We start from the raw sequence: 4,800 nt of genomic DNA, 5'->3' as shown, positions 1-4,800 counted from the left end.
CTTTCTGAAAATTTTGTTTTTCCTTGAGAGTCATGATTATCTCTCTGGATCCCCGCCTTCGCGGGGATGACGAGTCAGAGAAGAGTGTCCAATTTTGAGGTAGACCTACTATACACAGGCTACTGCCCTTCTTGTGGCCTGATTTCAACCATCCCCACCAGCCTGGGTTTTAAAAATAGGCGTTTTTGGTGCCAACGCTCTCTTTATTGCGGATCCCCAGTCGCTCCAGAATGAGACCGGCGATGACATCCGGCTGAAACTTGGGCACAAAGCCGTCCGCGCCGACTGACTCCGCCTTGGAACGGTTGGCCTTGTTGCTCATGGAGCTGTGGAGCACCAACGGGATATTTTTCAAGGTAGGCTCGGCCTTCACAGCTCTGGAAAAGGTAAACCCATCCATCCCCGGCATTTCGATATCGGAAATGATCAAGCCAAAGGGAACCTGATCTTCCTGGAGGGAATCTTTCAGGGCTTCCAGGGCCAAGTGCCCCTCTTCGAACAGGGTGTAAGCAATACCCAGCTGTTCCAAGGCATTTTTCATCATCCCCCGGGCTGCACTGGAATCGTCAAGAACCAAAACCCGCACATTTCTCTTTTCCGCCGACTGCCCCTGGTCAATCAAGGCGTCATCGATTTTTTCATTGAGACCGATCACCTCAGACAAGATTTTTTCAATATCCAAAATCTGAATGGTCTCTTGGTCGGCATCATAGGCCAGGGCCGTCAAATAGCCGGAATTTTGAATCACCCCTCCCGGTTTTTTCACCTCATCCCAACCGATATTCAGCAGCTTGTTGGGTTGTGAGACCAAAAAGCCCTGGATGGTGTTGCTGTATTCGCAAACGATGATGTAGCTGATGCTGTTTTCCCAATCGACCTTCTCCAGGCCCATGCTGAAAGAGAGGTCGATCACCATCACCATGTTGCCACGAAAGCTGAACCCACCGACGATGGCTGGATGGGCCAGGGGAATTTTGGTAATGGTTTTCGGGGACTCAACCACCTCAATGATTTTAAAAACATTGATGCCATATTGCTGGGAATCCGAAAGAAAAAAGGTCAGCATTTCCATCTGGTTGGAAAAAGCCAGATTGGCACGCCGGTCCACTTCATCCATTATATTGTCCATGCTTTGCCATAATCCTTTTCGATGGATTCAAAACAAAATAGAGCGACCCTGTTACCTTGGACCAAGGATACCAAAAAAGCTGAAGCGCAAGACAGCCCCATCCAGTGCTTATTTCCCCAGATATCCCAACATCGCTTTTTTGCAAAAATGGTGGCAGGTGAGGAAACGACTCTTTCAAGCCAAACCGAAGCTTTTTCTGTCAAGCCATAAGCCTTTGCCTGATCCGGTCAAGGGATAGAGACCACACTGAGTCACTCCAACCTACTCCAAACCAGCCACAAAAACTACCAGGGAATGAAGCCGGGACGCTATTGCACGTTGGATTTGGAACGCCCCCAACACCCCTCTCTGACCACCATGCCAACCCCGGAGCCGGGGAAGTTACCCTTCTCTCCTTTTCCACCCCCCCTTGGGTTGATCCTGATAACAGCTCCCCAGACGCCATTCAGGAGGCTATCCCATTGGATCGTCGAATGGGGAAAAAAGCCGTTTTCCAAATCGGAGGCCTGCTGAGGTGTGCTTGGTGCAGGTAGTGCCAACTCTACAAGCAATTGATTCCTAAAATATTTTTTTCTCTCAAAAGGTGATCGCGACAATTTCGTCGTTTAAAATTGACTTATCGCAATTTTTATGGATAATGGCGACATTATTTGGTCATCAGCACAGGGAAGCTCATCAACTCAAGGCCCGGGGGGGTGTTTGATGGATAGCAATCTCCAGTCGCAAGGGAGCCCCCGATGCCCTGCTCTGCCCACTCCCGTTTCTTTCTAATATTTTCGCCGATTTTTTCCGGCGTCACCGTGGGAGCAACCTGCTCTTCGGATGATTCCAGCCCGACCCAATCATTTGCCACTCAACCCCTGTTTACCGATAACCAACTGTTTTCGAAAGAACTTCTTCTGGCACCCCCAGGGGGATTTCAAATCTAAGGTTCGGTGCATTTGATTGTATCGCGCCCCATTCGCTATCCCAGGCGTCTCTAAATGAAGGCGCTTTTCAATACTTAATGAAGGAAGAAATCGAAGGAGAGAACGATGAAGAGTCAGAAAATGTCTTGGATAGCCTTATTGGCTGTAGTCATGATCCTATCCAGCAGCCAGGCCCAAGCCCTGGAGCAGGGTGACTGGATGTTTCGTCTAGGGGCCTCCTACGTTGCCCCCATGGATGATAGCGGTGAAGTGCAGGGTGTGGCTGGCTCCGGTGTCGGGGTTGATGCGGCTTCCACTGTCGGTTTTACCATCGGTGGCATGATCACCGATCATCTGGCTATCGAACTCTTCGGCATCACCCCCTCCAATCACGAACTCAATGGAGAAGGCAGCTTGCCGGGTGTGGGTATTTCCGATGTGGGTGATGTGGATGTCTTTCCTCCCACCCTCTCCATCAACTGGTATCCCACCCCCAAATCCCGCTTTCGTCCCCACATCGGTATCGGTGTGAGCGGTACTGTTTATATGGATCCCGACACCTCTTCCGAGGTTCGCGCCGTCCTGGGGCCTGACACCGACCTCGACATCGACAACACCTTCGGCTTCGGCGGCAACATCGGTATCGATTACGATATCAGCGAAAATACCTTTCTGAGTCTCGGTGTGTGGTATATCCATCTGGAAGCGGACGCCATGCTGAGAGGCACCACCTCTGGAGATCTGAGTGTCGATGTGGATGTCAACCCGCTGGTGGGTTTTGTGGCCCTGGGTATGCACTTCTAAGGAATATGCTACCAGCTCTGTGGAAGGGCTCGCTTGCCAATGCTTCAGGGAAGCGAGCCCACACAGCTTGAAAGCCAATGGTGGAAGGGGAGGCTTTAGCGGACCTGGCTTTCCACCAAGGTGAGGAGATGGTCCCGGGGACGTGGCGCTTCCGGTAGCGATTCCCGGGACCATTTTTCCAACGATTCGATTCGACAGTTTAACCGGAAAATCGCCTGATCCATTTCATAACGGCCCCAGGACCAAATTTACAAAGCCCTGGAATCATTATGAAAATCATCCCGGATCATTATATAGAGAACCCGGAACGGTTTCATAAAGACCACCCAAGGGAGGGGGCTTTTTCGGATAAGCATGAAAAAGTCCTCTCTCACCCCCCTGGTCGGACGCCTCCCCACTCTTGAGTAGGTAGGTGCACTGTCCCCAAACGCCGTCCAGGGGGTGTTATTCCAACTTGATAATGCGTTCCAACACCCCTTCCAGATCTCGCCGCACTGACTGATGGGTATATTCATCGTCAGGGTGGGCCGCTGCTCCGGGTTGCTGAAAGTGGGGGCGCTCCTGGTAGAGTTCTCCCCAGCGCACATCCACCCGCCGGACAAACTCCTGCAACGTCCCCTCCTGATCAAGAAGGGCGTGGAGGATCTCCTGTAGGGCGGCCAGAGGGTTTTCCAGATGTTTCTGGAGCACCATCTCCTGTGCCTTGATGCGGCGTTTAAGGATCGACTTGAGCGCCCCGGAAGGATCGGAGAGATGTTGGTCGATAAAGTGGTTGATGGTGAGCACCGCCTGCTCCCCTCTGGGGATGGGCGAGGCCCCTTTCATGGCTCCACGGGCTTGGCGACCGATGGCTCCTGCCAGAGAAAATTTTTGCCGGGCCGCCAGCTCTCTCTCAATATCCGCCTGCTTTGGCTCATTTTTATCCGCCATAGCCAACCACCTTTGCCACCTCGTCACAGCAGGCTCACCATCCCCACGGCACGGCTTGCTCAAATCTTTCACCAAAGGGAGAGAGCCTCAGGTTTCCTTGTTCACCTTTTCCTTCAAAATCTGGCTCGCCTTGAAAGTAACCACTTTGCGGGCCTGGATGGGAACGGGTTCCCGGGTTTTGGGGTTTCTACCCATTCGGGTGTTTTTGGTGAGGATGATAAAGTTGCCAAAACCCGACAGTTTGACAGCCTCCCCCTGGCTCAGGTTTTCTTCGATGATTTCAAAAATTTCTTCGACAATTCCTGCGCACTCCCGCTTGGTGCATTTGCTGTTTTCCAAGTTCTGGTATACCGCTTCCACCAGATCGGCTTTGGTCATGACCCCCTCCTCGCCGGTTGATTGATGTTCAGGCTCGGAATGCCTAAATCCCTCTGTTTGTCACTATACCATTTTTTCCCAAATGTGTACTCCCTGGATTGCTTTTCAGGGCAAACAGACGAAAATCGATGGCCATTTCATATGATCATCCCGCTGTGCTGGAGGGGGTCTGGAGGAATATTTTCATAAAATTCAACTGACTATTCAACATGACAAGACTTTTGTTCGACACTTGCCCCCCCCAGATCCCTCCAAATGGGGCCATTCAAGTTTTGGCGCTGTCATCAAAAAAGGGGGGAAGGGGGGATTTCCAGGAATGGAAGAGACGGGCTGAAAATAGAGGATCATTTGATTTGCCAATGGTGCCCAACGCCTTGTGAAGAAGGAGACTCGCCTTTTTCTGATGGCCCAATCGGCCTGATCCGATGAGCACTTTTTTTGGATGGAACGACAAAGGAAAAATCTTTCCCAATCCATGAATCAAGCCGGTTGGATCCTGACAGATGAGCTGGATCGGCCGCAGGTTATAGCCATTCGAATCAAGAATTGGACATATGCCATTGTACTTTTTTCGTCATTCCCGCGAATGCGGGAATCCAGGGTGCCAGACACGAAACTTTCCAAATCTTGATTCACTTTCAACAAGATACC

General features: G+C 51.3%; 4 protein-coding genes. 1 reads left to right on the top strand and 3 read right to left on the bottom strand.

Annotation, left to right across the window (positions count from 1 at the left end):
- Window positions 1–169: 169 nt before the first annotated feature.
- On the bottom strand, window positions 170–1,129 hold the full coding sequence (locus HQL52_19975) for a chemotaxis protein CheV (protein MBF0371720.1): 960 nt from the start codon (window positions 1,127–1,129) through the stop codon (window positions 170–172).
- Between the two features lie 1,049 nt (window positions 1,130–2,178).
- On the opposite strand from HQL52_19975, the gene HQL52_19970 reads away from it, so the two are divergent.
- Window positions 2,179–2,841 carry an OmpW family protein gene (locus HQL52_19970; protein ID MBF0371719.1) on the top strand — a complete coding sequence of 221 codons (663 nt, stop codon included), beginning with the start codon at window positions 2,179–2,181 and terminating at the stop codon, window positions 2,839–2,841.
- A gap of 444 nt (window positions 2,842–3,285) precedes the next feature.
- Here the strand turns inward: HQL52_19970 and HQL52_19965 are convergent, their stop codons facing one another.
- Both HQL52_19965 and HQL52_19960 read right to left on the bottom strand, forming a co-directional pair.
- Entirely contained in the window at window positions 3,286–3,771 is a 486-nt protein-coding gene (locus HQL52_19965; GenBank protein MBF0371718.1) for a hypothetical protein, read from the bottom strand.
- Window positions 3,772–3,858: 87 nt separating this feature from the next.
- On the bottom strand, window positions 3,859–4,149 hold the full coding sequence (locus HQL52_19960; protein ID MBF0371717.1) for an integration host factor subunit alpha: 291 nt from the start codon (window positions 4,147–4,149) through the stop codon (window positions 3,859–3,861).
- Window positions 4,150–4,800: the final 651 nt, after the last annotated feature.

Source organism: Magnetococcales bacterium (assembly GCA_015232395.1).
In the GTDB taxonomy this organism is placed as follows: domain Bacteria; phylum Pseudomonadota; class Magnetococcia; order Magnetococcales; family JADFZT01; genus JADFZT01.
This window is presented reverse-complemented; position numbering and strand designations above follow the sequence as displayed.